Source organism: Streptomyces sp. ISL-96 (assembly GCF_018614035.1).
Lineage (GTDB): Bacteria > Actinomycetota > Actinomycetes > Streptomycetales > Streptomycetaceae > Streptomyces.
Window position 1 is genome coordinate 1 of the sequence record NZ_JAGGPA010000039.1, and the last position, 24,029, is coordinate 24,029.

Annotated in this window: 26 protein-coding genes; 9 read left to right on the forward strand and 17 right to left on the reverse strand. The window is 69.7% G+C overall.

The window, feature by feature from the left end:
• Positions 1-587: 587 nt before the first annotated feature.
• The 6 genes from J7E96_RS23905 to J7E96_RS23930 all read right to left on the reverse strand — a co-directional run bounded on the left by J7E96_RS23905 (position 588) and on the right by J7E96_RS23930 (position 4,775).
• Positions 588-740 carry a hypothetical protein gene (locus J7E96_RS23905; RefSeq protein WP_215133731.1) on the reverse strand — a complete coding sequence of 51 codons (153 nt, stop codon included), beginning with the start codon at positions 738-740 and terminating at the stop codon, positions 588-590.
• Positions 740-2,035: a phage major capsid protein gene (locus J7E96_RS23910; protein ID WP_215133732.1), complete on the reverse strand. Its 1,296-nt coding sequence runs from the start codon at positions 2,033-2,035 to the stop codon at positions 740-742. The genes J7E96_RS23905 and J7E96_RS23910 overlap by 1 nt, the downstream gene beginning before the upstream one ends.
• Positions 2,036-2,310: 275 nt before the next feature.
• The gene (locus J7E96_RS23915; RefSeq protein WP_215133733.1) at positions 2,311-2,529 is read right to left on the reverse strand and encodes a hypothetical protein; all 219 of its coding nucleotides are present in this window, start codon (positions 2,527-2,529) and stop codon (positions 2,311-2,313) included.
• A 372-nt stretch (positions 2,530-2,901) separates the two neighbouring features.
• Positions 2,902-4,179 carry a hypothetical protein gene (locus J7E96_RS23920; RefSeq protein ID WP_215133734.1) on the reverse strand — a complete coding sequence of 426 codons (1,278 nt, stop codon included), beginning with the start codon at positions 4,177-4,179 and terminating at the stop codon, positions 2,902-2,904.
• Positions 4,176-4,463 (reverse strand): hypothetical protein, encoded by a 288-nt coding sequence (locus J7E96_RS23925; protein ID WP_215133735.1) that lies wholly within the window; start codon positions 4,461-4,463, stop codon positions 4,176-4,178. The genes J7E96_RS23920 and J7E96_RS23925 overlap by 4 nt, the downstream gene beginning before the upstream one ends.
• Positions 4,464-4,589: 126 nt before the next feature.
• Positions 4,590-4,775: an AlpA family transcriptional regulator gene (locus J7E96_RS23930; protein ID WP_251070337.1), complete on the reverse strand. Its 186-nt coding sequence runs from the start codon at positions 4,773-4,775 to the stop codon at positions 4,590-4,592.
• Between the two features lie 157 nt (positions 4,776-4,932).
• Between J7E96_RS23930 and J7E96_RS23935 the strand changes: the two genes are divergently transcribed.
• The 3 genes from J7E96_RS23935 (at position 4,933) to J7E96_RS23945 (ending at position 7,203) form a co-directional block, all read left to right on the forward strand.
• Positions 4,933-5,484, forward strand: coding sequence for a helix-turn-helix domain-containing protein (locus tag J7E96_RS23935; protein WP_215133737.1), 552 nt, complete (start codon positions 4,933-4,935; stop codon positions 5,482-5,484).
• On the forward strand, positions 5,465-6,751 hold the full coding sequence (locus tag J7E96_RS23940; RefSeq protein WP_251070339.1) for a site-specific integrase: 1,287 nt from the start codon (positions 5,465-5,467) through the stop codon (positions 6,749-6,751). The genes J7E96_RS23935 and J7E96_RS23940 overlap by 20 nt, the downstream gene beginning before the upstream one ends.
• A 209-nt stretch (positions 6,752-6,960) precedes the next feature.
• Complete coding sequence (locus J7E96_RS23945; protein ID WP_215133738.1) at positions 6,961-7,203, forward strand: hypothetical protein; 243 nt, start codon at positions 6,961-6,963, stop codon at positions 7,201-7,203.
• Between the two features lie 62 nt (positions 7,204-7,265).
• Here J7E96_RS23945 and J7E96_RS23950 read toward each other — a convergent pair whose 3' ends face one another.
• Both J7E96_RS23950 and J7E96_RS23955 read right to left on the reverse strand, forming a co-directional pair.
• Entirely contained in the window at positions 7,266-7,928 is a 663-nt protein-coding gene (locus tag J7E96_RS23950) for a response regulator transcription factor (protein ID WP_215133739.1), read from the reverse strand.
• A 230-nt stretch (positions 7,929-8,158) separates the two neighbouring features.
• Positions 8,159-8,866 (reverse strand): DUF3000 domain-containing protein, encoded by a 708-nt coding sequence (locus J7E96_RS23955; protein ID WP_215133740.1) that lies wholly within the window; start codon positions 8,864-8,866, stop codon positions 8,159-8,161.
• 90 nt (positions 8,867-8,956) lie between these two features.
• Between J7E96_RS23955 and hemE the strand changes: the two genes are divergently transcribed.
• Entirely contained in the window at positions 8,957-10,030 is a 1,074-nt protein-coding gene (hemE, locus tag J7E96_RS23960; RefSeq protein ID WP_215133741.1) for a uroporphyrinogen decarboxylase, read from the forward strand.
• A 105-nt stretch (positions 10,031-10,135) separates the two neighbouring features.
• Here hemE and J7E96_RS23965 read toward each other — a convergent pair whose 3' ends face one another.
• Both J7E96_RS23965 and J7E96_RS23970 read right to left on the reverse strand, forming a co-directional pair.
• Positions 10,136-11,518: an FAD-dependent oxidoreductase gene (locus tag J7E96_RS23965; protein WP_215133742.1), complete on the reverse strand. Its 1,383-nt coding sequence runs from the start codon at positions 11,516-11,518 to the stop codon at positions 10,136-10,138.
• Between the two features lie 76 nt (positions 11,519-11,594).
• Positions 11,595-12,581: a DUF4349 domain-containing protein gene (locus J7E96_RS23970; protein ID WP_215133743.1), complete on the reverse strand. Its 987-nt coding sequence runs from the start codon at positions 12,579-12,581 to the stop codon at positions 11,595-11,597.
• 26 nt (positions 12,582-12,607) lie between these two features.
• On the opposite strand from J7E96_RS23970, the gene hemG reads away from it, so the two are divergent.
• Together hemG and hemQ are read left to right on the forward strand one after the other, a co-directional pair.
• Entirely contained in the window at positions 12,608-14,137 is a 1,530-nt protein-coding gene (gene hemG / locus J7E96_RS23975) for a protoporphyrinogen oxidase (RefSeq protein WP_374196715.1), read from the forward strand.
• A gap of 4 nt (positions 14,138-14,141) precedes the next feature.
• A complete protein-coding gene (gene hemQ, locus J7E96_RS23980; protein WP_215133745.1) occupies positions 14,142-14,879 on the forward strand; it encodes a hydrogen peroxide-dependent heme synthase in 738 nt (245 codons plus the stop codon).
• A 30-nt stretch (positions 14,880-14,909) separates the two neighbouring features.
• On the opposite strand, the gene J7E96_RS23985 is transcribed toward hemQ, so the two are convergent.
• The 5 genes from J7E96_RS23985 to J7E96_RS24005 form a co-directional block, all read right to left on the reverse strand.
• The gene (locus tag J7E96_RS23985; RefSeq protein WP_215133887.1) at positions 14,910-16,523 is read right to left on the reverse strand and encodes an alpha/beta hydrolase; all 1,614 of its coding nucleotides are present in this window, start codon (positions 16,521-16,523) and stop codon (positions 14,910-14,912) included.
• Positions 16,524-16,656: 133 nt separating this feature from the next.
• Positions 16,657-17,655, reverse strand: coding sequence for a TIGR04222 domain-containing membrane protein (locus J7E96_RS23990; protein ID WP_215133746.1), 999 nt, complete (start codon positions 17,653-17,655; stop codon positions 16,657-16,659).
• Positions 17,656-17,662: 7 nt separating this feature from the next.
• A complete protein-coding gene (locus tag J7E96_RS23995) occupies positions 17,663-19,003 on the reverse strand; it encodes a DUF692 domain-containing protein (RefSeq protein WP_215133747.1) in 1,341 nt (446 codons plus the stop codon).
• 90 nt (positions 19,004-19,093) lie between these two features.
• On the reverse strand, positions 19,094-19,879 hold the full coding sequence (locus J7E96_RS24000; protein ID WP_215133889.1) for a DUF4142 domain-containing protein: 786 nt from the start codon (positions 19,877-19,879) through the stop codon (positions 19,094-19,096).
• Positions 19,880-19,987: 108 nt separating this feature from the next.
• Positions 19,988-20,707, reverse strand: a complete 720-nt coding sequence (locus tag J7E96_RS24005) for a peptidyl-tRNA hydrolase (protein WP_215133748.1) — start codon at positions 20,705-20,707, stop codon at positions 19,988-19,990.
• A gap of 38 nt (positions 20,708-20,745) precedes the next feature.
• On the opposite strand from J7E96_RS24005, the gene J7E96_RS24010 reads away from it, so the two are divergent.
• The 3 genes from J7E96_RS24010 to J7E96_RS24020 all read left to right on the forward strand — a co-directional run bounded on the left by J7E96_RS24010 (position 20,746) and on the right by J7E96_RS24020 (position 22,221).
• On the forward strand, positions 20,746-21,423 hold the full coding sequence (locus J7E96_RS24010) for an AIM24 family protein (protein ID WP_215133749.1): 678 nt from the start codon (positions 20,746-20,748) through the stop codon (positions 21,421-21,423).
• A 58-nt stretch (positions 21,424-21,481) separates the two neighbouring features.
• Complete coding sequence (locus J7E96_RS24015; protein ID WP_215133750.1) at positions 21,482-21,619, forward strand: hypothetical protein; 138 nt, start codon at positions 21,482-21,484, stop codon at positions 21,617-21,619.
• Positions 21,620-21,693: 74 nt separating this feature from the next.
• Positions 21,694-22,221, forward strand: coding sequence for a GNAT family N-acetyltransferase (locus tag J7E96_RS24020; protein WP_308296107.1), 528 nt, complete (start codon positions 21,694-21,696; stop codon positions 22,219-22,221).
• On the opposite strand, the gene J7E96_RS24025 is transcribed toward J7E96_RS24020, so the two are convergent.
• Together J7E96_RS24025 and J7E96_RS24030 are read right to left on the reverse strand one after the other, a co-directional pair.
• Complete coding sequence (locus J7E96_RS24025; protein ID WP_308296108.1) at positions 22,208-23,110, reverse strand: polysaccharide deacetylase family protein; 903 nt, start codon at positions 23,108-23,110, stop codon at positions 22,208-22,210. The genes J7E96_RS24020 and J7E96_RS24025 overlap by 14 nt on opposite strands.
• Before the next feature lie 17 nt (positions 23,111-23,127).
• Positions 23,128-24,015 carry a PPK2 family polyphosphate kinase gene (locus J7E96_RS24030; RefSeq protein ID WP_215133751.1) on the reverse strand — a complete coding sequence of 296 codons (888 nt, stop codon included), beginning with the start codon at positions 24,013-24,015 and terminating at the stop codon, positions 23,128-23,130.
• Positions 24,016-24,029: the final 14 nt, after the last annotated feature.

Sequence of the window (24,029 nt, forward strand, 5' to 3'; positions counted from 1 at the left end):
GGGGTGGAGAGTGCGACGGGCTCCGAGGGGCGGGGTGGGTGTGCTATGGCGCTAGGTGGTCCGTATAGGGCAGGGGTACAGGGTGCGTAATCATGCAGTTCATTGCATGGTGATTTGTCAAAGCAGAATTCAGAATCGAAAATCATGAAATTCATTTTTTAGTTGTTCATTGATGCATTGGCATTGCATCATGCATTGCACATGCTGAGTCAATACCATGCGCAGGGCGCAGGGCGCAGGGCATGGGCCATGGGCCATAGGGGGTAGGCGGAGCGGGGGTGTGGGCTATGGGTATGGGTATAAGCCATATGTGCATAGGCATATGGGCCATGCGCTATGCGTGCATGGGTGCATGCACGCATAGGCATATAGGCATGGGCTTATGGGGTTAGGAGCTATGGACTATATGGCTATATCACCATGAGCTATGAGTGTATGGTTATAGGCGCATATGCATAGGTGCATAGCACTATATGACATAGGGTTATACGCATATGGGTGGTGCACCCCCGCTCACCCCCAGCGGCCAGCGGGGGTGGAGCCGCCACCCTTGGGAGGGGCCGTGATACCCAAGGGTGGCGGCAGCTTCAGTTGCCGTCAGCGTCGCTGTCCGGCAACGCCCGCCACAGTTCGACCGGAATGCCTTCCCGACGCTCCCCCTCCACGACCTCGTGCCACGCCTTCTCGGCGGCCTCTGCGTTGTGCTGGGCGACGTCGACGAGCACCTCGAAGCCGCCCATCACGCACGCACCCCCGTGTCGACCACGAACGCAGTCGGCTGGAAGAGCTGCACGTCTGCCCGCAGGTGGGCCAGGAACGCTACTTGGAGGTTGTCGGCGTACCGCTCACGCAGAAACTCCAACTCAAAGCCGGTACGGATACCGATGCCGAGCATCCGCCAGTCGGCGGTGTAGATCTCGGAGCAGTCCGTGCTCGTACCGACCGTGAGATTGGTCGGCACCTGCTTCGTGTTCAGCCTCAGGATATTGGCCAACGCTGCCGGAGGAGCCAGGTACGCGTTCTGAGCGTCCTTCAGCTTCGACAGCGACGTCTCCGAACGCGGTGCCTGAATCTGCGCGTTCGGCTCGAAGTTGTTGTTGCGAATCGTGCCCACCGCGTCGAGCCACCAGTCGTAGTTGGTGATCGCAGCGCCGTTCGCGCCGTGTGTCGTGATGGTGATACCCGACGCGTTGAGCACGCCCCTGGGCTCGGGTGCGGTGCCAGAGCCGCGCAGAGCGACGCGGTCCAGTTCCAGGGCGATCTGCTGCGCGAAGCTGTGGGCGATGATGCCCTCGGCGGAGGGGTCGGAGTCCTCGAACAGCTCCCTGGAGAGCTTGACCATCCGCGCCATGGAGTGCGCCTGGAAGGTGACGGCGTCGAACGCAAGGTCGGTGTCGGTGATCGCGGCGTTCTCGTTCCGCCACGCGGGCGTTCCCTCGCCGGTCAGCCGGGGCACCTTCAACGTCGATGACGTCATCGGGACGAAAGTCGCCCCCGCCTGCGCCACCCGCATCTGGTTGCGGGCCATGTCGATGATCGACCCTGCGAGCGGCGTCGGCACCACGTGTCCGCCCGCCGTCAGGGTGCCCTCGTTCATCGCCTTCCGCTCGGCGTCGGCTCCCTTCCAGTTGCCGGTCACGAGCCCCTTCAGGTACCGGTCGAAGCTGAGGTTCTCGGTGTCCGGGTCGCTGTGCCCGTTGCTCTTCATCCAGCGGCTGACGGACTGGCCCTTGGCCAGGGTGAGCGCGCCCTGGAGGCCGCCACGCGGTGCACCGTAGGCGGCGTACGACGCGGCGTCGATGCGGGCCCCGTCGCCCGATTCAGCGGCGTACCGGCCAGCGTTTACGGCGTCATGCGTCGCCGTCAGCGCGTCGATCTCGTGGTTGAGCTTCTTGATGTGGCCGAGGATTTCGGCGTGGGTGCCGCTGATGCACTTGACACGGCCCAGGTCGAAACCGATGCCCTGGCCGGCTTCGTCGATGATGCGCTTGAGCTCAGCCTTCTTGGCTTCCAGCGCAGGGAAATACGAGTTCATGGTGTGTCCTGTCTTGGAGCAAGCAAATGTGAGGCTTTGCTCCGGGGACGGACCACGACCTAATCCACCGGTTTTCCACAGCTACGGCTGCGCGGCGCCAATGGGCCGGAAAGCCGACCAGACCCGTTGAGCCGGTTCGCTCCCCCGAAGGAAAGCCACCGCTGTCCGCACCATGAGCGTTCGCGGCGGCTCCCTCCGATACGGAGATATTCGAATTGTACCCGAAAGAGGGCCCGATAACCATTCCTTCGGGCGGGGAAAATTTTTAGTCCTGGTCATTCTCCCAGTGCCTTACGGACCTCCTCCTCGGCCCTGCGGTGCTCCTCCATCATTTCGTCCCTAAGCCATTCCTGGATCTGCATCAGTTCGTCGAGCCGGGCATTGGCGGACTCCCCCGTGAAGTCGCCCCGGTCCGCGAGCGTGCCCAGTTCCTTTGCACGGGCGTCGATGCGATGGCTCAGCTTCTGGATCAATTCGGTTACGTCTGCGTTCATCGGTCAGGTCCTCTTCGTCGTGATCTTCGCTTTCGGCCGCGCGGTCATGGTGCAGCTAGGATCGTGCCGCCCAGTGATCGACAGCTCCAGGTCAAGCACGTAGTAAGGCGGCGGCGGACATTTCGTCGATGGTCGACCATGGGGGCGTCCAGCGCCTCGGCCGCTTCCGTTCCATTGTCTTCCAATTGCGTTCCCCCGTTCATAATGACCGATCGGTTTCGCAAGGACCCCGACCAGGGGCGAAAGGGGTGGTGGAAGTTCATCGGTAACGATCTTCGGACCTGAACCCTTCGGCGTCGATTTCCGATCTTCGGGGTTTACCAGTTTCGTCGGTACCTCTGTATAGGTTTGTCGTCCTCCCCTCTCGGAACCCTAAGAACCATCTACTGACAAATCTGGTGAACTAATCCCAACGCGCAGGGCAGTGATGTCGACACCGTCAGTGATGGTGTAGATCCAACGGGTCTTGTCGCCGTAGGCCATCTCGTCCACGGTCATCAGCCCCAGAATGTGGAGCGCCTGCAACTGGCGGTCCACCGTTGCCCGGGGCTTGTCCACCCGCTTCCTGATCTCGCCGGTGTGGCTGTTCGGGTTTGCCGCCACGTCTTCGAGCAGCGCCAGCCGCAGAGGCGGCATCGAATCCCGCGCGCACCGGATGGCCAGCCGCAGCGCGTCGGCGCGGTCCATGCCGACCGCGACCGCGCCGCGCACTACCTGCGTGAGCTGCTTGGCGAAGCGCGTCGGCATCTCCGGCGCGTGCGCGTCAATCACTTCCCCCCGGTAGTCGTACTCCACGCCGGTGCGGGCGAGCGTGACCACGTCGGCAGCGGCCAGCAGCCGCTGCGTCTCGGCTTCGTCGACCGTGATACCCGCGTCGGGATCGACCCCGGCCAGCACGCCGCCGACAGCGGCCGACAGCTCGGCGCGCATCGCGACTTCGTCGCCGGTGTTGCTGATGGCACGGTGTCCGGCCCCGACGCGGCCCTTGGTGGAGTCACTGCGGATGAGCACGAACCGGTCGCCCATGGTCGCTACGACGGCGTGGGCCGCGTCCCAGGCCGTCGTTACGGCACCGACCACCGTTATGCGGCCCCTCCAGGGCAGCGTCAGACCACCGTCCGTGCCCAGGTTGCGTTCCCAGTGGCCGTCGTACACCTCGCGGAGCGCGGCCAGCACCGTTGCGCGGGCGTCGCGGTTCGCGGAAAGGATCGAGGTGACGTCCTTGATGACCAGAACGCCGGCTGCCCCCATCTTGCGCAACAGCCCTCCGGTCGCCGCCTTGCTCCGCTCCTTCTTCGGTGAACCGGACAGCAGCGCCGCGTCCGATGCGATCGTGGACGTGACCGTGGCCCCCGCCCCCGCCAGCGCCTGCACCGTCTCGGTCTTGGCGTTGCCGGGGCCGGACACCACCAGGAGCCAGAGCGGGTCGCCATCCAGCCGCTCGACTGCCGCCGCCGCGAGGGTGGCGTTCAGGGTGTCCATGTCGTAGTCCGCGCCGAACCACTTCCGGAACACCGCGTGGGCCTCAGTGAGGGTGATGACCGCCTCCGCGTAAGCGGCCTGATGGGCCGTCGCGTCGCGGCCCGCATTGCAGCCCTTGAAGAGGCACGGCAGGTACTGGTGGTGCTGCGCGCACACGGGCGGAGTCACGTCGCCGCCCTCGGCCCGGGGGGCTGCACAGACCCCCACAAGGGCGTGCTGACCGTCTTGTAGTCGACCCGGGCCGCCCGGAAGAGCCGCCAGCAGCGCGGGCAGGGAAGGAGCGTGCCGGTGCCGAACAAGCTGGTCACCACCCAGCACGCACAGGCAACGTCCAGGTGGTCCAGCTCAGTGGTCACGCGAGCCGCCCCCACCGGCGAAATGACGACGGAGGAAGGGCTGCACTTGGCCTCACCGTCGTGTCGGCGGCGGGGGCGCTGGTTGTTGTCGTGCATGCGGTGGTGTCGTCTCCGTCTCTGGGTGGCGCCTCCGTCGCGGGTTCCGGGGGCTTCCGGTCAAGATCGCCTTTGTTCGTCGTGCTGAACACCCTGCGATCACTTAGGTGGATCTCTACGCGGCTCTTATGCGGCGGCGTCGCCGCGCGCGTTCCTGTCGAGCCAGCGCTCCACGTCGACCCACCGGTACCGCGTGTAACGGCCGACCTTGATCGACCGAGGTCCCTTCCCCAGGTAGCGCCACTGGCCCACCGTCCTCAGTGGCACACCCAGAAAGCGGGCCAAGTCCTCCGGCGTGGCGAGGCCGTCCATGCCCCCTGTTGCCATATCAATCTGTTCCGATCGTCTCACCTATCAAAAATGAAGCATCACCGTTCAAGAGTGCACGGCCGGATGGGACCTGTCAAGAGCGATGGGGCTGGCGTCGAGATGTGTTGCGTTGCTATCAAAAGCGAGCCACCATGGGGGCATGGCAAAGAACCCACTGGGTCCCATCGGTGAGAACGTGCGAGACAACGTGAAGCGCCTCAGGCAGGAGCAAAACCTGACGCTGGCGGAGCTGGCTCGTCGACTCTCCAAGATCGGCAGATCGATTCCATCTCTTGGTCTCTCGCGCATTGAGAACGGTGAACGGCGCGTAGACGCCGATGACCTGGTCGCGCTGGCCAGCGTCCTTGGGGTCTCCCCGGCGGCGCTGTTGTTGCCGCCCGTCGACCTCGGTGCCCCTGTGGGCCTCGTAGAGAACGAGGAGTACGCAGTGCCGTGGGAGCGCGCTTGGCGGTGGGCAACGGGTGACAGGCCCCTGCATGAGCCCACGGACTGGAACTTCGCCCGATGGGCGTCGGAGCGGTTGCAGTACCAGCTTCAGAACCGGCCGTACCTCACTAAGGAGGAGGTTCAGCGCATGACTAGCGCCGAGCTTGGAGTCAAATTCAGCCAACCCGCTCCACTGGATGAGAACGCCGACTACTCCGACCCGGACCCGATGGAAGAAGGTGACGATGATGGCCCAGGTGGTTGACCGGTGGCATCTGTCCCGGCCCAAGAGGGGTGCGACGCCCTGCGCCGAGCACAACAGCAAGACCCGGACGCTGGTGCCCAGTGCCGACCATGGCAAGGGCATGCGGTGGTCGGTCCGGTACCGCGATGTGAAGGGGCAGCAGAAGAAGGAGAACTTCGCCCGGAAGCCGGACGCCGATGCCCGTGCCGCTGCGGTTGAGACGGATCTGAACCGGGGCGAGTTCGTTGATCGCAAAGCCGGCCAGGAGACGTTCCGCGCCGCTGCCGAGCGCTGGCGAACCTCTGCCGTGCACCGCCCGTCGACGGCGGCCAGTGTTCGGCAACGGCTGGAGACCCACGTGTATCCGTCGATCGGGGACCGCCCGATAGGTCAGATCCGCCCGTCCGAGATACAGGCTTGGATCAAGGGCCGGTCGTCCGTGCTTGCTCCGGTGAGCTTGCGCAACACCTACGCGATCATCGTGACCGTCATGCGTTCGGCAGTGCTGGACGGGGGCATCCGGTCGTCACCGTGTGACGGCGTGAAACTTCCCTCCCGCCGTCGGACCGAGGTTGTGCCGCCCAGTGACGCGGCGGTGCGGGCGCTCATTGACGCCGCGCCGACCCTGAGGGAACGGGCACTGATTCTGCTGGCAGCGGCCTCTGGCCTCAGGCAGGGCGAGCTGTTCGGTCTGGAAGTGGATCACATCGACTTTCTTCGCCGTGAGGTGCGGGTTAAGCAGCAGCTCGTCTGCGTAACCGGCAAGCAGGCGGTAGGTGTCTACCTTGGCCCGCCCAAAACGCACGAGGCGACGCGCACGGTGCCCCTGGCCAAAGCGGCTGTCGAGGCTGTGGCGATATACCTCGCTCACTGTCCGGCGGCGGAAGTCGAGGTCTGGGACCGTACGGACCCACGCAGACCAGTGCAGCGCAAGGTGCGGTTGCTCTTCCCGAACGCCGCTGGCCGCCCCACCCAGCGCTCACCCTGGGCGCGGACATGGTGTGCCATCGTTGGGGAGGCGAACGCCGCCCTGGAGGCTGCCGGGAGCGTCGTGCGGGTGCCTGCTGGGACGACCCTGCATGACCTTCGCCACTACTACGCCAGTCTGCTGATCAAGCACCGGGAGTCGGTGAAAACCGTGCAGAAGCGACTGGGCCACTCCAAGCCGAGCATCACGCTCGACACCTACTGCCACATGTGGCTGGACGACGAGGACACGACCCGGGCGGCCGTGGAGGCGGCCCTGGGAGATGTGCCCCCGATGTGCCCGGAGAGGAGGGTGGGATGACCTTTTCGCAGGTCGGAGCCGTGCGGACCCCACTCAGGGCGGATAAAGGGTATCTGTACGAGCGAACGCCTGACCTGCACTCGTGCTCGAAACTGCGGGTGACCTGCTGAAACCGGCCTTGGCAGGCTCGGCCGAGGGGTGCCCCGAACGTGCCGTTCCCGGCGCCCGGTTCCACAATGGAGCTGTATCCGCCAACGAGGATGATCGTCATGAAGCGCATGCATCCCACTGGTCCGAGCCGCCGGGAAGACCACATCCACACGGCCCTGCTCCTGCTCGACGCGAGGATCTCGGGCGATCAGCAGACCGTCGACCAGATCAGGCGCGAGCATCCACCGGAGTTCCTGCTCGACGGGCTGCTGGAGGTCGGCGCCTGCCTCGCCCCGCCGACGTGGGGCGGCGCCCGACCCGAGCCGGAGCCGAGCTTCGAGGGCAGTGAACCCGGGGCCTGACATAGGAGAGGCGCCCGTCGGCGGAACGTTCCGTCGACGGGCGCAAGAGGGTTGTAAACCGGTCAGTGGATGATTCCGGTGCGCAGGGCTACCGCGACCATTCCGGCACGGTCGCCCGTGCCGAGCTTGCGTGCGATGCGTGCGAGGTGGCTCTTGACCGTCAGGGCGGAGAGGCCCATCGAGACGCCGATCGCCTTGTTCGACTGGCCTTCCGCGACCAGCCTGAGCACCTCGACCTCGCGGCCGGAGAGCTCTCGGTAACCGCCCGGGTGGCTCGGGGCGCCCGGGGGGCGGCGGTGCATTCGTGCGGCCGCGGCGCCGATGGGGGCGGCGCCGGGGCGGGTGGGGTGCCCGATGTTGTTGCGCGTACCGGTGACGACGTAGCCCTTGACGCCGCCCGCGAGGGCATTGCGTACGGCGCCGATGTCGTCGGCGGCGGAGAGGGCGAGCCCGTTGGGCCAGCCCGCGGCGCGGGTTTCGGACAGCAGGGCCAGCCCGGAACCGTCGGGCAGGTGGACGTCGGCAACGCAGATGTCGCGCGGGCTGCCGACGCGGGGGCGTGCCTCCGCGATGGACGACGCCTCGATGACGTCACGTACTCCAAGGGCCCACAGATGGCGGGTGACGGTGGAGCGGACGCGTGGGTCGGCCACGACGACCATGGCCGTCGGCTTGTTTGGGCGGTAGGCGACCAGGCTTGCGGGCTGCTCGAGGAGAACGGACACCAGGCCTCCTGGGGGAGTGGCGGAATCCGCCGGCTCGGGGAAGTAGCCGGGGAACCGTGCTGAAGGGTCATTGACTCCTTCGGCAGCAGTGCCGCTCTCCTTTAGGGAAAGATCACGATTTGGTGAGTAACAATTCGGGCAATTCGGACGCGTGATCGATCATGTGAAGAATTGCCGGACCGGCCACACGAAAGAGGGCGCGCCTCCTCGGCGCGCCCCCGCGTTGCCTGCTAAGGCGCCTGCGGGCCCCGCCGCTGCGGCAACGACACCACACCGGCACCGGCACCGGCACCTGCACCTGCACCTGCACCTGCACCGGCGTCCACGGAACCCGGCCCGTGGCCGGCCACCGGAGGCAGCCCGGCGATCTGCGCCAGCAGGTCGCACCAGGCCGCCAGATGCGCCGCCGTGTCCGGCACCCCGCCGCGCCCCTCGCGGGGCGTCCACGACGCCCTGATCTCGATCTGTGTGGCGGGCCTGCGCTCGGCCAGACCGCCGAAGTAGTGCGAGCCGGCCCGCGTCACGGTGCCGCTCGCCTCGGCGTACGACAGGCCGCGTGCCTCCAGCGCGCCCGTCAGCCAGGACCAGCTCACGTCGGGGAGCAGCGGGTCGGCCGCCATCTCCGGCTCCAGTTCCGCCCGTACGAGCGTCACCAGCCGGAACGTGCCGTGCCAGGCGTCGTGGCCGGCCGGGTCGTGCAGCAGCACCAGCCGCCCGTCCGCCAGATCCTCGTCGCCCTGTACGACCGCCGCCTCCAGCGCGTACGCGTACGGCGCGAGGCGCTGGGGCGGGCGGGTCGGGTCCACCTCCACCTCGGGGCGCAGGCGCGCCGAGCACAGGGCCTCGACCGCCTGGCGGAAGGCGGGCGGGGCGGAGTTGTTCTCCGCGCCGCTCCTGTCGTCAGCATCATCCGAAAGTCGTCCCTGCGCCGGAGCCATGCGGGGAAGAGTAGGCGGAACGTGGGCCTCGTGCAGGGAAGGACACCCGCCCCGCGACAACCGCTTCGGCCCGCGTGCGAAGATTTGGGCGTGAGTGCCAATGACCGCCGCCCCGTGGGCAGCCCGCAGAGCCAGACGTACGACTCGGCCTTCCTCAAGGCGTGCAGGCGCGAGCCGGTGCCGCACACGCCGGTCTGGTTCATGCGGCAGGCGGGGCGATCGCTGCCGGAGTACCTGAAGGTGCGCGAGGGCATTCCGATGCTGGAGTCGTGCATGCGGCCCGAGCTGGTCACCGAGATCACGCTGCAGCCTGTGCGCCGGCACGGCGTCGACGCGGCGATCTTCTTCAGCGACATCGTGGTGCCGCTGAAGGCGATCGGGATCGACCTGGACATCAAGCCCGGGGTCGGTCCGGTCATCGCGGAGCCGATCCGTACGCGGGCCGACCTGGCCCGGCTGCGGGACCTGACGCCGGACGACGTCACGTACGTCACCGAGGCGATCGGGATGCTCACGGGTGAGCTCGGGTCCACTCCGCTCATCGGATTCGCGGGCGCGCCTTTCACTCTCGCGAGTTACCTCGTGGAGGGCGGGCCTTCGCGCAATCACGAGCACACCAAGGCGCTGATGTACGGCGACCCGCAGCTGTGGGCGGATCTCCTGGACCGGCTCGCGGAGATCACCGGAGCCTTCCTGAAGGTGCAGATCGAGGCCGGCGTGTCCGCCGTGCAGCTCTTCGACTCCTGGGTCGGCGCGATCGCGCCCGCCGATTACACGCGCTCCGTGATGCCCGCTTCCGCGAAGGTCTTCGACGCGGTGGCGTCGTACGGCGTACCGCGCATCCACTTCGGTGTCGGTACGGGCGAGCTGCTCGGGCTGATGGGCGAGGCCGGCGCGGATGTCGTCGGCGTGGACTGGCGGGTTCCGCTGGACGAGGCGGCGCGGCGGGTCGGTCCCGGCAAGGCGCTTCAGGGCAACCTCGACCCTGCGGTTCTCTTCTCGACGCCGGACGCGGTCATGGCGAAGACGGACGAGGTGCTGGATGCGGCGGCGGGTCTTGAGGGCCACATCTTCAACCTGGGCCATGGTGTCCTGCCGACGACCGACCCCGACGCGCTGACCCGCCTCACGGAGTACGTCCACACGCGCACGGCGGCACGCTAGGCGCACCCCCGGGACGCCCTGCGGGCGTGAGGAGCGGGGTCTGGGGCAGCGCCCCAGTTGCGGGAAGGGGCGGGTCGGGGAAAGCCCGCCGCAGGCGCCCGCCCGCTACGTGCCCCCAGCCCGCACCGCCGCCACCGCCTTGCGTGCCGCCACCAGCACCGGATCCCACACCGGGGAGAACGGCGGGGCGTACCCCAGGTCCAGTGCCGTCATCTGTTCCACCGTCATGCGGGCGTGGAGGGCCACCGCCGCGATGTCGACCCGCTTGCCCGCCCCCTCCCGGCCCACGATCTGGACGCCGAGCAGCCGGCCCGTACGACGCTCCGCCGTCATCTTCACCGTCATCGGCGAAGCGCCGGGGTAGTACCCCGCCCGGCTCGTCGACTCGATCGTCGCCGTCACGAACTGCAGGCCCTCCGCCCGCGCGTCCTTCTCCCGCAGACCCGTCCGCGCGATCTCCAGGTCGCAGACCTTGCTGACCGCCGTACCGACGACCCCCGGGAACGTCGCATAACCGCCCCCGGCATTCGAGCCGATCACCTGCCCGTGCTTGTTCGCGTGCGTGCCGAGCGCGATGTGGCGCCGGCGGCCCGAGACCAGATTGAGCACCTCGACGCAGTCGCCGCCCGCCCAGATGTTGTCGTGGCCCACCACGCGCATCGACAGGTCGGTGACGAGGCCGCCGTACGACCCGACCGGCAGGCCCGCGTCCCGTGCGAGGGTCGTCTCCGGTTCGACGCCGATGCCGAGGACGACCACGTCCGCCGGGTAGGTGTCGTCGTCCGTGGCCACCGCCCGCACGTGGCCGTCGTCGCCCGTGAGGATCTTGGTGACCTCGGCACCGGACACGGTCCTGATGCCCATGCCGTTCATCGCCTCGTGGACCAGCCGGCCCATGTCCGGGTCCAGGGTCGCCATCGGCTGTTCGCCCCGGTTCAGAACGGTCACCTCGTACCCGCGAGCGACCAGCGCCTCCGCCATCTCCACGCCGATGTAACCCGCCCCGACGACGACCGCCCGCCGCCCCTTCGTCCGCTCCAGCGCGTCGATCAGCGCCTGGCCGTCGTCGAGGGTCTGTACGCCGTGCACGCCCGGCGCGTCTATCCCCGGCAGCGCTGGGCGTACGGGCCGGGCGCCGGTCGCCACGACCAGTTTGTCGAAGCCGGTCCACGACTCGGCGCCCGATTCGAGGTCGCGGGCGCGCACCCGGCCACCCGCCACGTCGATCTCGGTGACCTCGGTGCGGATCCGCAGGCCGATGTCGCGCGCGCGGTGCTCCTCGGGCGTACGGGCGATGAGTTCGTCCCGCGCCGAGACGGCTCCGCCGACCCAGTACGGGATGCCGCAGGCCGAGTACGACGTGAAGTGACCGCGCTCGAACGCGATGATTTCCAGCTCGTCCGGGCCCTTGTGCCTGCGGGCCTGCGATGCGGCGGACATGCCCGCCGCATCGCCGCCGATGACCACCAGTCGTTCCGCCGCTGCCATGCGTGTCCTCTCGGTCCGTATCGGTCCGTACAACTGAAAGACACGCTACGTCCGTGACGGTTCGCAGGCGGCGGGGTTACTTCGCTTCTTCCGGCTGCTCCGCGGGGTGCGGGACCACGGGCGCCGCTGGCGCCGGTGCCTGGCGCTGCGGCAGCCGGCCGCGCAGCAGCCGCCACAGCACGTACAGCAGGGCCAGCGCTCCGGCGAACGGCGCGACCGCGCCGAGCGCCATCGCGACCCACTTCAGCGTGGTGACGAACGCGTCCCAGCCGCCCCCGAGCGCGTCCAGGAAACCGGGATCGTCGTCCTCCTCGGCCCTCTCCTTCGCCTCGGGCTCGGAGAGTTCGAGGGTGATGGTCGCCATGGTCGTACGGTCCTTCAGCGACGCCTGCCGCGCGAGCAGGGCCTCCAGCTCCGTCTGACGGGTGCTCAGCTCGCCTTCCAGCATGACCACATCGCTGATCTCGGTGGCCCGGTCCATCATGTCCCGCACCCGCGCGACGCTCGTCCGCTGCGACTTGATGCGGCTGTCGACGTCCACCACCTGGTCGGTGACGTCCTTGGCGTCGGCCTTGCGGTTGAGGAGCTTGCCGGTGCCGGCGAGCTCCTTCAGCACGGCCTCGTACTCCTCCTGCGGGACGCGCAGCACGATGCGGGAGTAGACGTGGCTGTCGTCGATCAGCTCGGTGGTCTCGTTCCCGACGATGCCCCCGGCGTTCTCGGCCACCGTACGGGCCGTGGCGAGCGCCTTCGTGGCGTTGCCGACCTCGACGCTGAGCGTCGCGGTACGGATGACGTGGGTCTTGTTGAGCGGTGGCTTGTTCGCCCCGGTCGAATCGGCGGGCTTCTTCGACCCGCTCCCCGAATCGGCGTCGGCCACGCTGCCGGGCGCCCTCTCCGCCCGCCCTCCGCCCTTGGAGTCGGCCGCCGCGCCCTGGGCGCTGTCGCTGGTGGCCCCGGTGCCGCCGCCCGCGCTGCAACCGCCGACCGCGAGCGAAGCGGTGAGCAGAGCGGCCGCGAGGACCTTGGTGGAACGGTGCCCGGACCTACGTACTGCACGCATGTCGGCTCCCCCGAACGTCGTGGTGGGTGTTGCCGGTTCGACGTACGAGGCGGGGGAGGGGGTTGCCGTTTTCCGGTCCCGAAGCGGTCACGGTCAGGACTCTTTCCGGATTTGAGAGAGTGGACCCCATGAACGTGGAATCTCGTACGGGCCATGTCGTCGTCATCGGCGGCGGCATCTCCGGACTCGCCGCCGCGCACCGGCTCGTCCGCGCCGGCGCGCGCGTCACCCTGCTGGAGGCGACGGACAAGCTCGGCGGCAAGCTCCTGGTGGGCGAGATCGCGGGCGCGCCCGTCGATCTGGGGGCCGAATCGATGCTCGCCCGGCGGCCCGAGGCCGTCGCCCTGGCACGCGAGGTGGGGCTCGGCGACCGGCTCCAGCCGCCCGCCACCGCCACCGCGTCGCTGTGGAACCGGGGCGCGCTCACGCCGATGCCCAAGGGCCACGTGATGGGCGTACCCAGCGACCCGGCGGTGCTCGGCGGCGTCCTCTCCGCCGACGGCCTCGCGCGCATGCGGCAGGACCACGAGCTGGCGCGCACCGAGGTCGGCGACGACATCGCGATCGGCGAGTACGTCGCGGCCCGCCTCGGCCGCGAGGTCGTGGACCGGCTGGTGGAACCGCTGCTGGGCGGCGTGTACGCCGGTGATGTGTACCGGACGTCGATGCGCGCCGCCGTACCGCAGCTCTTCGAGGCGGCTCGGACGTACGACTCGCTCCTCGACGGAGTGAGGGAGATCCAGCGCAGGGCCGCCGGAAGCCGGCAGAGCGGGCCTGTCTTCATGGGGATCGAGGGGGGCATCGGCACTCTGCCCGACGCCGTCGCCGACGCCGTGCGGGCCAAGGGCGGTGACGTCCTGCTCCGTACTCCGGTGATCGGGCTGACGCGCGGCGCCGGCGGCTGGCGGGTGCGCACCGACGAGCGCGTGATCGAGGCCGACTCCGTCGTCCTCGCGGCCCCCGCCTGGGCCGCCTCCGCGCTGCTCGCCGCCGAGTCGCCCGCCGCCGCCGCCGAGCTGGCCGCCGTCGAGTACGCGTCGATGGCGCTCGTGACCATGGCCTTCCGCCGCCGGGACGCGGAGGGGCTGCCGGAGGGGTCGGGATTCCTCGTGCCGCCCGTGGACGGGCGGACCATCAAGGCGGCGACCTTCTCGACGCGCAAGTGGGGGTGGGTGGACGCCGCCGCTCCGGATCTTTTCCTGCTGCGTACCTCCATCGGGCGTTACGGCGAGGAAGAGCACCTGCACCGCGAGGACGACGAGCTGGTGGAGGTGTCCCTGCGGGATCTCGGGGGGGCCACCGGGCTCGCCGCCCGGCCCGTCGCCACCGAGGTCACCCGCTGGATCGGCGGCCTGCCGCAGTACCCCGTCGGCCACCCCGACCGGGTCGCGCGGGTGCGCGGCGAAGTCGCCAAGCTGCCCGGACTGCGGGTCTGCGGGGCGGCGTACGACGGTGTCGGCATCCCCGCGTGCGTCGCGAGCGGACAGCGCGCCGCCGACGAGATCATGCTCACCCCGGACCCGGCGCGGGGCACGGATCACGAGGCGGGAGAATAGGGACATGACTGATGCTCCGGAGACTGTGACATCCCCCCGAGGCCCGAACGCCGGCAAGAAGGCCAAGGACCTCAACGACGTCATCCGCTACACCCTGTGGTCCGTCTTCAAGCTGCGCGATGTGCTGCCCGATGACACTGCGCGCGCCGGCTTCGCGGACGAGGTGCAGGAGCTGTTCGACCAGCTCGCCGCGAAGGACGTCACCGTGCGCGGCACGTACGACGTGTCGGGGCTGCGCGCCGACGCCGACGTCATGATCTGGTGGCACGCGGAGACCGCGGACCAGCTCCAGGAGGCGTACAACCTCTTCCGCCGCACCAAGCTGGGCCGCGCGCTGGAGCCGGTGTGGTCGAACATGGCGCTGCACCGCCCCGCCGAGTTCAACAAGTCGCACATCCCGGCCTTCCTGGCCGACGAGACGCCGCGCGACTACGTCTCGGTGTACCCCTTCGTGCGCTCGTACGACTGGTACCTGCTGCCCGACGAGGACCGTCGCCGCATGCTCGCCGACCACGGCAAGATGGCGCGCGGCTACCCGGACGTGCGCGCCAACACGGTCGCGTCGTTCTCGCTCGGCGACTACGAGTGGCTGCTGGCCTTCGAGGCCGACGAGCTCTACCGCATCGTCGACCTGATGCGTCACCTGCGCGCGTCCGAGGCGCGCATGTACGTACGCGAAGAGGTGCCTTTCTACACTGGTCGGCGCAAGTCGGTCGCAGACCTGGTGGCGGGCCTCGCCTGAGCGGCGGCCCACCACCCCCGACCCGGAAGATCAGACGGCGGGCGCCGGCTCCTTCGCCACTGCCCGCTTGTCCAGCGACACCGGGTTCGGCTCCCGGTGCGGCGCGCACTGTGCGCGCCGCACCGGCGTCCGGCCGGTCAGGAGATACGTCTCCAGGTGACCGTTGACGCACTTGTTCGCGCCGCCGCCGATGCCGTGCGCGCCGGCGTCCCGCTCCGTGACCAGCACGGAGCCGGCCAGCCGCCGCTGAAGCTCCAGCGCGCCCGGGTACGGCGTGGCCGCGTCCCGCTCGGCGGCCAGGATCAGCGTCGGGGGCAGCTCACCCGGCTCCGTACCGACGTCGAGCGGCTGCTGGCGCGGCGCGCTCCAGTACGCGCACGGCAGGTTCATCCACGCGTTGTCCCACGTCTCGAAGGGCGCGCGCGCCGCGAGCAGGCTGTTGTCGCGGTCCCACACCCACCACTCGGTCGGCCAGGGCGCGTCGTTGCACTCGACGGCGGTGTAGACGGCCTTGCTGTTCTCGTCGTCGCGCATCGCCTCGGGCTTCGGCGAGGCCTGGTCGATGAGCGGCTTCGGGTTGCCCTTCAGGTACTCCGAGAGCGCTGTGGCGCGCATCGCCCAGTAGTCGTCGTAGTAGCCGGCGCTCAGCAGCGCCGAGTGGAGCTGGCCGGGGCCCACCTTGCCGCCCGCCGGTTTGCGGGCGAGCCCGGCGCGCACCTTCTCGTAGCTGGCGAGCACCTCGTCGGGCGTGGTGCCCAGGTGGTACGTCTTGTCGTGCTTGGCGATCCAGGTACGGAAGTCCCTCCAGCGCCCCTCGAAGGCGAGCGACTGGTCGAGGTTGTTGCGGTACCAGATCTGCTCCGGGTCGGGATTGACCGCCGAGTCGAAGACCATGCGGCGTACGTGGGACGGGAAGAGCGTCGCGTACAGCGCGCCGAAGTAGGTGCCGTACGACGCGCCCATGAAGGTCAGCTTCTTTTCGCCGAGCGCCGCCCGCAGCACGTCCAGGTCGCGGGCGTTGTTGAGCGACGTGTAGTGGCGCAGCGCGCTGCCCGCCTTGCGGGCACAGCCGTCGGCGTACGCCTGGGCCTGGGCGATCCGCTCCTGCTTGTACGCGTAGGAAGGGTGCGTCGGGGCATCGCTGGGCGCCTTGACGAACTCTTCCGGCTTCTGGCAGGACAGCCGGGCCGAGCGGCCGACGCCGCGCGGGGCGTAGCCGACGAGGTCGTACGCCGCGGCGAGCCGCTTCCACTCGGGCAGTACGCCCGCCATCGGGAAGAACATGCTGGAGGCGCCGGGGCCGCCGGGGTTGTAGACGAGCGCGCCCTGGCGGGCGTCGGGCTTTCCGGTCGCCCGGGCGCGGCTGACGGTGAGTGAGATCTGGCGGCCGCCGGGGTCGGCGTAGTCGAGGGGGACCCTGACGGTGCCGCACTTGATGTGTCCGGGCAGTCCCTCGGACTTGGGGCAGGCGCCGAAGGCGATGCCGGTGGCGGCCGCGCGGTGAGCGGCCGCCGCGGTGCCGCGGGTCTCGGGGGAGACGGCGGATTCGGCGGATTCGGCGCTGCCCGCGGGGGCGGCGACGAGGGCGGTCAGGACCAGGGAGCCGATCGATGCCAGGGTCCCGTACATCGCCAGTGCTCTCATCGCGTTCCCTTCGTACTGATGCATGACAAAAGGGATACTTGGTGGGGGAGTTGGCGAAGTAAAGCACCGGTGCGCGGTGTCGGAGTCAATGACCCTGATGAGTCGCCCTGCGCCTGAGGGCGAGGGGCGTCGGTCAGGAACTGCTGCCGCAGCTGGAGCCGGAGCTCGAACCGCAGCTGGAGCCGCCTCCGCCTCCGCTGCTGCCGCAGCTCGAACCGCCGGAGCCGCCGGAGCAGCTGGAGCCGCCGGACCCGGAGCCCGAATCGCTTGAACTGCTGCCGCAACTCGACTTGCCGGAGGCCGAGCCGGCGCACCAGAGCACGGCCGCGGCCGCGTAGGTGGTGCTGTTGGCGCTGTCCGGGGACGACGGCGTGGAGCGGGTGGTACGGGTGCCGCCCGGTGTCTGCCGCGCCGCCTTCCGCAGCCGTTTGCGGAGGAGGGGATCGGGCAGCGCCCGCAGGCCGTGTACCGCGACGAGGTGGCCCGCGCCGGTCCGGTCCGCGTGCGAGACGGCGTACGCGGCGGCTGCCGCACGGCCTGCCGGGGTGATGCGGTGGGCTGCCCTGCCCGCGTTGACGGCGCCGCACACGAGGCCCAGGACCAAGGCGGGCAACACCATGAAGATGAACGGCGTGAAGGTCACCACGACGCTCACCACGATCGCGACGGGCAGCCCGAGAACGCAGGCCAGTAGCAGGGTGATGCTGCCGGTACGCCACTTGCGGCTGGTGCGCGGCGGGATCATCAGGCCGCGGTGGGCGAGGCTGTCGCCGATGTCCTGCACCGCCGCGTTGCGCATCACGGCGTGCCGCAGGGTGTGCAGCGCGCCGTTGGGGGCGGCGGCGAGCTCGGCGAGTACGGCTCGCTCCACGGGGTCGTGGGCCACGGAGCTCAGGGCGGAGGCGACACCGGGGCGGCCGACCGCCAGGCGGCCGTCGGCGCACATCGCGGCCAGGGCGGCGTCAACGGTCCGGGAGGGGCCGCCGTTGAGGAAAGCGACCTCCATGAGGTCGTGGTCCTGGCCGGGGCCGTTGCCGGAGCCGCGGTGGAGGGCGGAGATGCCCCGGGTCAGGACGATGCATGCCGCGACCATGGCGAGCGTGATCAGCAGGGCGAGGACGGTTATGGTCATCGGCGCCTCACTTCCGGACGAGTGCGGCACGCGCCGCACGGACGAATCGGGTCGAACGGCTGGGAGGGCGCGCGGCCGCGCGGTCCTGCCACCAGTAGGTGAGCCGCCTGCGGGCGGCGTCGTCCTCGGGCCGGCCGGTGGCCAGCAGGTGCTCGGCGAAGTCGAGCGCGTCGCGCCGGTAACCGGCCGACATCGGGCGGGACTTGGCGTACGCCAGGAACGCGGCGCGGTATGCGGCCCCGAGGATCTCGGGGAGTTCCGGGGCCACCTTGGCCACGACGTCGGCCCGCTTCCCGGCGAGCGCGCGGCTCTGGACGCGCAGCCGCTCGCGGTCGAAGCCGGCTGGGACGGGGGTCCCGGCGACGAGCGCGGAAAGCAGCGCGGCCTGTGAGAGCGCGAGGCGCGTACGGGTGGCGGTGAGCTCCGTATCGCGACCGGCGCCGTGGGAGGAACGAGGCGCCGGGCCTTCGGCGGGCGAGTTGCCACCCCCGCGAGCTCCGCCGCGCGGAGGAGTGGCCGGGAGTGTCAGGGCTTGGCGGATCTTGGTCAGTTCGGCCGCCAGGGCTTCCTTGGAGGGGAAGTTGTCGTCTCGTTCCAGCAGGACGCCCGGGGGGTCCGTGCGGGAGCGGAGGTCCGTCAGGATGTCGAGGATGGGCCGGGTCACCGGGTGGGCGTGCGTGTCGTGCCACACGCCGTCCTTCTCGACTCCGCCCGCCACGTGGACGTACGCGATCGCCTCCACCGGGAGCTCGTCGAGGGCCGCCGAAGGGTCCTCGCCCCGGTTCACGTGGTTGGTGTGGAGGTTGGCCACGTCTATCAGGAGGCGGACGCCGGTGCGGTGCACCAGCTCGGCCAGGAACTGACCCTCCGTCATCTCCTCGCCCGGCCAGTTGATCAGCGCCGCGATGTTCTCCAGCGCCAGCGGCACCGGCAGGGAGTCCTGCGCGATGCGGACGTTCTCGCAGAGGACGTCGAGCGCGTCGCGGGTGCGGGGGACCGGCAGGAGGTGGCCGGCCTCCAGACGCGGGCTTGCCGTGAGCGGGCCTCCCGCCCGTACGAACGCTATGTGTTCCGTGACGAGAGGAGCGGCCAGGGCCTCAGCCGTCGCCGCCAGGTCGGCCAGGCGGGCCGCGTCCGGGCGGTCCGCGCCGCCCAGGCCCAGCGAGACGCCGTGCGGGATCACCGTCGTACCGCGGGCCCGCAGCCGGAGGATGGACTCGGGGAAGTGGCCGGGGCAGAGGTTTTCCGCCACCGCCTCCACCCAGTCGATCCCGGGCAGCTCCTCCACCGCTTCGGCTGTCTCCGGCCGCCAGCCGATCCCCGTACCGAGACGTCCAAGACGCTCCATGAGTCCCCCTCCGCTGCTTCGTGCAGGGGTAATGGCCCCGGCGGACGGCGCCGAATCCACAGGAGGGGACGTTCAGAGGTTGATTTGAGGTTACGGCGACGGTTCCGGGCGGTTCGTGTTGACCGCCGGGCTGCCGATCTCGCCCTCCGGCTGCGCGGACGGCCGCGAGGTGAAGGTCTGGTCGCCGGTCGGCAGGGCGGGCGGCGGCGACGGGACGGTGAACGAGTTGTCGGGCGCGGGCGGCCCGGTGGGGCTCGCCGTGGCCGCGCCCGCCGCCTCGTTCGCGATGGCGTCGAAGTCGACCAGCCCGGTGGCCTCCAGCATGGTGATGTGGTCGAGCACGGTCTGGTTCGCGTCGCTCGCCAGTTGCCGGATCAGCGCGTTGCGGGTGGTGTGCCGCACCTGGGCTACGAGGGCGAAGACCTTGCCGTGCGCGTTGCGCAGCAGATTGGCGAACTTGCGGTCGTACTCCGGACCGGTCGCCGCCGACAGCTCCCTGAGCCAGCCCTGCTGCTGCTCGTTGGGCTGATTCGGCAGCGGTACGTTCAGCTGTGCGGCCACCGTACGGGCCCGCTTGTCGAGGTCGGCGTGGCCGACGACCAAGTGGTCGCCGGCCTCCTTGATCGCCTCGCTGGGGGCGCGTTCGATCGCCTGCTGTCCGGCGGGCAGCTCCCACAGGCCCGCCAGCCGCACCTTCACCAGAAAGTCCCGGTCGGTGGCGGACAGCGGGCCCCACTGGGTCGCGACCGTGGACGCGTTGAGGTTGGCCTGACCGGTGCCCGAGCGGTCCGCGTAGGACCACACGGGGAAGGCGAGCGCGCCGATGGTGGCGACAAGTGCCGCGATGATGAGCGCTGTTCCGTTGATGCGTCGCAACAAGATGTCTCCCGGGCCGATGCGTTACACCGTCGAACCTACTTGCAAGTATTCATAGGTACGTGCGGTGCGGCCGAGGCGTTCAACGGCGTACGGGGGAAATCCCGTTCAGGAGCGCAGCGCCGGGTGGTCCGCGACGACCGTGCAGGAGCCGGGCGTGATCTCGGTGAAGCCCGCGTCCCGCACTATCGGCAGCCCGCTCGCGATGAGTTCGCGCCACCGTGCGGCGTCGGGCGTACGTACCGAAAGCGGGAAGCCGGCGGCCTGCCACGCCTTCCGCTGCACCTCCGTCAGCTCCCACCAAGCCAGTTGGGCCCCGTGACCCGCCTGTGCCATCGTTTTGCCCGCCGACATGTCGAGGTTCGGATTCAGCCAGAGAACCGAGCCCTCGGGAACGGCCGGGCCCGGCGGCCGCGGATCGTCCAGGTCCGTACCCGAGACCTGAAGCTTCGCCAGCACCTTGGGCCAGCCGTCCAGGGGTACGGGCGGGAAGACCCGCACCTCGGCGGCAGCACCGGTGACGGTGATCCCCGGCAGCGCGGACGCCTTGCGCCACTCCGCGCCGCGCGCCCGCCGCACCACCTTGCGGATCCGCGCGTCCTGCCAGAGCCGCATCGCCTCGGCCCACTCGCCGTCGCCCAGCGACCGCTCGTCGCTGAGCATCACCAGCACCGCGCGGGCCGCCGTCTCCAGGGCGTCCGTACGGGCCGGCGGATCGTCCTTCTCGATGTGGACGACCAGGGGCAGTACGAACTGCGGGGCTTCGTCGTGGGTGCTCACGCGGCCAGTCTGCCAGCCGAGGTTCTCCGGTATCTCAGCCCCTGGCATCTTGGCGGAGCGTATGCCTCCGGGTGAGGATGATCCGCATGAAGAGCGATCTTTTTGCCACAGAGAACATGGCGCAGCAGGCCACTGTCCCGGGGATGACCCTCCAGAACGCCAAGTCGGTGAAGTACGCCGTCAATGGCGAGATGCACGCGCGGCAGGGCTCGATGATCGCCTTCCGCGGCAACCTCCAGTTCGAACGCAAGGGCCAGGGCATCGGCGGCATGCTCAAGCGCGCCGTGACCGGCGAGGGCCTGGCGCTGATGGCCGTGCGCGGCCAGGGCGAGGCGTGGTTCGCGCACGAGGCGCAGAACTGCTTCATCGTCGACATAGAGCAGGGCGACGCGCTCACCGTCAACGGCCGCAACGTGCTGTGCTTCGACGCGACGCTCTCGTACGAGATCAAGACGGTGAAGGGCGCCGGCATGACCGGCGGCGGCCTCTTCAACAGCCTCTTCACCGGCTACGGCAAGCTCGCCGTGATCTGCGAGGGCAACCCGATCGTGATCCCCGTGACGCAGCAGCAGCCGGTGTACGTCGACACCGACGCGGTGGTGGGCTGGAGCGCCCAGCTCAACACGTCGCTGCACCGCTCGCAGTCGGTCGGCTCCATGATCCGCGGCGGCTCGGGCGAGGCGGTCCAGCTGATGCTCCAGGGTGACGGCTTCGTCATCGTCCGGCCGAGCGAGCTCAAGCCCGAGAAGCCGGCGAGCAGCTGACCCGGAGGGGCGGGGCGCGACTGCTCAGGCCCGGGCGGGCCTGAGTAGGGTCGTACGCATGGATGAGAAGAGCCCGCCGTACGCCGAGTGCGTGCTGTGCCGGAAGCCGACCGAGTACCCGGAGTCGGTCAAGGGCATCGTGTACTGCCCTGTCTGCGAGTGGCAGGAGGCGCAGCGCACGGCCTGCTCCGGCTGAACCTGCTCCGGCTGAACCTGCTCCTCCTGAAACCCGGTGGACAGCCTCCCGTGCGCCGGACGATCATCCGCAGCGTGACAGAACTGAGCTTCGTGGAGCTGGACGGCGCGGTCATGACCGCCCTGCTGGACCGGGACCTGGCCCGCGCCAGTGCCCGGGCCGGTATCCCCCTGACCGACTTCTTCCTGACCGACAGCGCGCTGTGGCTGTGGCGCTACCGCCTCGGGCAGATGGCCGGCGACCCCGCGCGGGCGAACTGGTGCGGCCGGCTCGCGGTGTGCGGTCCCGGCGGCGCCGTCGTCGGGCACGGCGGGTTCCACGGGCCGCCCGACGACCGGGGCATGGTCGAGCTCGGTTACGCCGTCGACCCCGCCTTCCGCCGCCGGGGGTACGCCAGGGCCACCCTCACCGAGCTCCTGCGCCGGGCCGCCGCCGCGCCGGGCGTGAGCACGGTGCGGGCGTCGATCCGGCCCGACAACGTGGCGTCCCTGGCCACCATCGCCGGCTTCGGCTTCACGGAGGCCGGCGAACTGTGGGACGAGGAGGACGGGATGGAGACGCTGTACGAAGTACCGGCCGCCCGCTTCCTCAGCGCTTCATGAGCTCGGACACCTTCACGAAGCGGTAGCCGCGCTCGCGCAGCTCCGGCACGATCCGCCGGACCGCCTCCTCGGTCACGGGCGCCGCGCTGCGCGTGCAGTGCATGACGACCAGGGAACCCGGCCGCACGTCGGCCAACACCTGCTCGGCCACGGCGTTGCCGTCGTTCGCGAAGGCGTCGCCGCTGACCACGTCCCACTGGACCGCCGTCACCTTCACCGGGGCCAGGGCGCGCAGCGCCTCGTCGTCGTAACAGCCGCCTGGAAAGCGGAAGTACGGGACGACGTTCCGCGCCCCCGCCTGGCGGAAGGCGGCGAAGGCGCGCTCCACGTCGGCGCGCATCTGCTGCGCGGAGACCGTGGGGAGGCCGTAGCAGGGGGACTTGAAGGCGTGGTGGCTGTACGAGTGGTTCGCGATCTCGAAGAGGGGGTCCCGCCCGATCGAGCGGGCCTGGTCCGGGTACTCCTCGGCCCAGCGGCCCGTCATGAAGACCGTCGCCGGGACCTTCAGGCTGCGCAGGGACGCGATCAGGGCGGGGTTGTCGAAGTGCTCGCCGCGTGCGGCGCGTGCTCCCTGGTCCGCCGTCATGTCGGCGTCGAAGGTCAGTGCGACGGTCTTGGTACGGGTGTCGGGGGCGCGTTCGAAGACGGGGGTGAGGCCGCCGGGGCCCGCGGCGAGGGTCGGAGGCGCGGCCCGTTCCGGCGCCGCCCGTTCCGGCTCGGCTTTCAGGGGGGACGGCGCGGGCGCGGGACGCCCCGGCGGCGAGGCGGGCCGGGAGGCGGGCGCGGTAGCGGTGCTCTTGCGCGGGGTGGTGTCAGTGCCGCCGCCGCATCCCGCGAGGGCCGCGCCGAGGACCGCTGCCGCCACCAGTCTTCGTACGATAATGATCACTCACGGAAAATATCCGATCATCCGGACATCAGGCGCCTACGGCACTCCGCCACGTCGAAGTCCGCCTCCGGGTAGTGCGGATCCAGCGCCTCCAGATGTTCGAGCAGCAGTCTGCTGATGGCCCAGTTCCGGTACCACTTCCGGTCGGCCGCGACCACGAACCACGGCGCTGCCCGCGTCGAGCAGCGCTCCAGCGCCAGCTCGTACGCCTCCTGGTAGGCGGGCCACAGTGCGCGCTCGTCGATGTCGCCCGGGCTGAACTTCCAGTGCTTGTCCGGGTTGTCGAGCCGCTTGAGCAGTCTGCGTCGCTGCTCCTCGTAGCTGATGTGCAGGAAGACCTTGACGACGGTGACGCCGTCGTCGGCGAGGGACTTCTCGAAGCGGTTGATCCGGCCGTAGCGGCGGCCGATCTCGTCGCGCGGCGCCAGCTCCCGCACCCGGGCGATCAGCACGTCCTCGTACTGCGACCGGTCGAAGATGCCGATCTCGCCCGGCTGCGGCAGCGCCTTCTTGATTCGCCAGAGGAAGGAATGCTTCCGTTCTTCGGCCGTCGGCGCCTTGAAGGCCTTGATCCGGCAGCCGGACGGATTGAAGAGGCCGATCACATGCTTGACGGTGCCCCCCTTGCCGCTGGTGTCCATGCCCTGGAGTACGAGCAGCAGGCGCCGCCGGTCGCCCGCGGTGCTCGCCGCGTACAGGCGCTCCTGGAGACCGGCGAGACGTTCACCCATGAGGGCGGTCGCCGCCACCCCGGCGGCCTTCGTCGGTGGCAAGCCCTCGGGCAGCCCCGGGACGCTCTCGGGGTCGTACGAGGAAAGGAGGACCGGCTCGCCCTCGGGAACGCGCAGCAGCTCACGCAGGCTCGCGGGCTCCGGCTGCTCCTTCGCCGGCTTCTTCGTGGCCACTGCGCACCCCTCGC

Bases quoted from the DNA above. Each gene is read 5' to 3' on its own strand.
- J7E96_RS23905 (WP_215133731.1), bottom strand. From the start codon at position 740: ATGGGCGGCTTCGAGGTGCTCGTCGACGTCGCCCAGCACAACGCAGAG.
- J7E96_RS23910 (WP_215133732.1), bottom strand. From the start codon at position 2,035: ATGAACTCGTATTTCCCTGCGCTGGAAGCCAAGAAGGCTGAGCTCAAG.
- J7E96_RS23915 (WP_215133733.1), bottom strand. From the start codon at position 2,529: ATGAACGCAGACGTAACCGAATTGATCCAGAAGCTGAGCCATCGCATC.
- J7E96_RS23925 (WP_215133735.1), bottom strand. From the start codon at position 4,463: ATGCACGACAACAACCAGCGCCCCCGCCGCCGACACGACGGTGAGGCC.
- J7E96_RS23930 (WP_251070337.1), bottom strand. From the start codon at position 4,775: ATGGACGGCCTCGCCACGCCGGAGGACTTGGCCCGCTTTCTGGGTGTG.
- J7E96_RS23935 (WP_215133737.1), top strand. From the start codon at position 4,933: ATGGCAAAGAACCCACTGGGTCCCATCGGTGAGAACGTGCGAGACAAC.
- J7E96_RS23940 (WP_251070339.1), top strand. From the start codon at position 5,465: ATGATGGCCCAGGTGGTTGACCGGTGGCATCTGTCCCGGCCCAAGAGG.
- J7E96_RS23945 (WP_215133738.1), top strand. From the start codon at position 6,961: ATGAAGCGCATGCATCCCACTGGTCCGAGCCGCCGGGAAGACCACATC.
- J7E96_RS23955 (WP_215133740.1), bottom strand. From the start codon at position 8,866: ATGGCTCCGGCGCAGGGACGACTTTCGGATGATGCTGACGACAGGAGC.
- J7E96_RS23965 (WP_215133742.1), bottom strand. From the start codon at position 11,518: ATGGCAGCGGCGGAACGACTGGTGGTCATCGGCGGCGATGCGGCGGGC.
- J7E96_RS23970 (WP_215133743.1), bottom strand. From the start codon at position 12,581: ATGCGTGCAGTACGTAGGTCCGGGCACCGTTCCACCAAGGTCCTCGCG.
- hemQ (WP_215133745.1), top strand. From the start codon at position 14,142: ATGACTGATGCTCCGGAGACTGTGACATCCCCCCGAGGCCCGAACGCC.
- J7E96_RS23985 (WP_215133887.1), bottom strand. From the start codon at position 16,523: ATGAGAGCACTGGCGATGTACGGGACCCTGGCATCGATCGGCTCCCTG.
- J7E96_RS23990 (WP_215133746.1), bottom strand. From the start codon at position 17,655: ATGACCATAACCGTCCTCGCCCTGCTGATCACGCTCGCCATGGTCGCG.
- J7E96_RS23995 (WP_215133747.1), bottom strand. From the start codon at position 19,003: ATGGAGCGTCTTGGACGTCTCGGTACGGGGATCGGCTGGCGGCCGGAG.
- J7E96_RS24005 (WP_215133748.1), bottom strand. From the start codon at position 20,707: ATGCCAGGGGCTGAGATACCGGAGAACCTCGGCTGGCAGACTGGCCGC.
- J7E96_RS24010 (WP_215133749.1), top strand. From the start codon at position 20,746: ATGAAGAGCGATCTTTTTGCCACAGAGAACATGGCGCAGCAGGCCACT.
- J7E96_RS24015 (WP_215133750.1), top strand. From the start codon at position 21,482: ATGGATGAGAAGAGCCCGCCGTACGCCGAGTGCGTGCTGTGCCGGAAG.